Origin of the sequence: Streptococcus parasanguinis (genome assembly GCF_001578955.1) — a bacterium.
Lineage (GTDB): Bacteria > Bacillota > Bacilli > Lactobacillales > Streptococcaceae > Streptococcus > Streptococcus parasanguinis_U.
The window spans coordinates 1-1,467 of sequence record NZ_KQ969698.1 but is presented as its reverse complement, the minus strand read 5'-3'; the positions used below and the strand labels follow the sequence as shown (position 1 = coordinate 1,467).

The 1,467-nt window shown below is 36.1% G+C and carries 2 protein-coding genes; both read left to right on the top strand.

Going from position 1 to position 1,467, the window contains the following annotated elements; translation table 11 throughout:
* The coding region (locus SPADD19_RS10770; protein ID WP_229056602.1) for a helix-turn-helix domain-containing protein at positions 1 to 613 on the top strand (613 nt) is incomplete at its 5' end.
* A complete protein-coding gene (locus SPADD19_RS10765; protein WP_080976214.1) occupies positions 544 to 1,431 on the top strand; it encodes an IS3 family transposase in 888 nt (295 codons plus the stop codon). The genes SPADD19_RS10770 and SPADD19_RS10765, both read left to right, overlap by 70 nt.
* Positions 1,432 to 1,467 lie beyond the last annotated feature (36 nt).

Sequence of the window (1,467 nt, the reverse complement as noted above, 5' to 3'; positions counted from 1 at the left end):
TGATATGTACCCTCTTTACTGGACACCCAGTAAGGAGGGTATTTTCATGCGTTACAGTCATGAGTATAAGTTAGAGTGTATTGAGCTATATAGAAAAGGAATATGGCCTGAAACACCAGAAGGAATAAAAACATCAAACTTTCATCTAATGGTTCGATACTGGGTTCGTATCGAAGAACAAAATGGACCAGATGCATTAAAGCACTTAGGTAATAACAAAGTGTGGACCCCTGAAGCGAAATATGAATTAGTTGCTAAAGTATTAGCAGGACAATCCAACAAGTCAGTTGCTGTTTCTGCAGGTATAAATAATGGAATGCTATATACCTGGGTTCGCAAATACAAAGAATTAGGTTACAATGGTCTTGTGAATAAAAAGAAAGGTCGCAAGAGTAAGAAACCTGATATGAAAAAGAAAACGATTAAGCCCAAGCCTTTAACTGAATCAGAACGTGAAGAGTTAATCAGACTAAGAGAAGAAATTGTGGCAATGAAAGCGGAGATTGAAGTAGTAAAAAAAAGGATCGCCTTGAGGCAAGAAAGATGGGCTGCGCAACTCAAGGCGAAAAAGCAGCAATCATCAAAGCGCTCAGAGAAGAAGGATACCAATTAAAGCACCTACTAAAAGGTTTAAATATGCCTAAATCAACTTACTACTACGAAATCAGTAAAGTTGATACTGTAGACTTTAGAAATATTGAGCTCACTGAAGAAATCAAGAAAATATTTAGCCAGCATAAAGGTAGATATGGTGTGAGAAGAGTGTATAGAGAGCTCTTAAGACGTGGAAATTCTGTCAATCATAAAAGAGTACAACGTATCATGCATTCACTTGGATTGCAAGGCAAAAGACCTAAAGAAAAGTATCACTCATTCAAGGGTGAAGTAGGTAAAGTAGCACCAAACATAATAGATAGAGACTTTACAGCAACAGCACCACTTCAGAAGTGGACAACTGATGTATCTCAGTTTAATTTTTCATGGGGAAAGTGTTACCTTTCTCCGATAATTGATATGTACACAAATGAAGTTATTTCATATGACTTGTCGATGAGTCCAAACCTAAATCAAATCAAGAGAATGCTAGAGATGGCGTTTAAAAAGTTCAAATCACTTACAGGATTAATATTTCATTCAGATCAAGGATGGCAATATCAACATAACTACTATCGTCAGGAACTAAAAAACAGGGGAATTATCCAATCAATGTCTAGACGTGGCAATTGCATAGATAATTGCATTATGGAAACATTCTTTGGACGTCTAAAGAATGAAATGTACTACAGCTACGAGAAAGAATATGAATCATTTGAGAGCTTTTCAAAAGCACTAGATGAATACATAAGTTATTACAACAATGAAAGAATACAAGGAAAAACAAAATGGATGCCACCTGTAATGTACAGGATAGCATCCATGTGTTCCACTTAGTTCATAACATGTGTCCAGGATTCTGGGTACATATCA

Coding starts and splice junctions, on each gene's coding strand:
- SPADD19_RS10765 (WP_080976214.1), top strand. CDS start 544: ATGGGCTGCGCAACTCAAGGCGAAAAAGCAGCAATCATCAAAGCGCTC.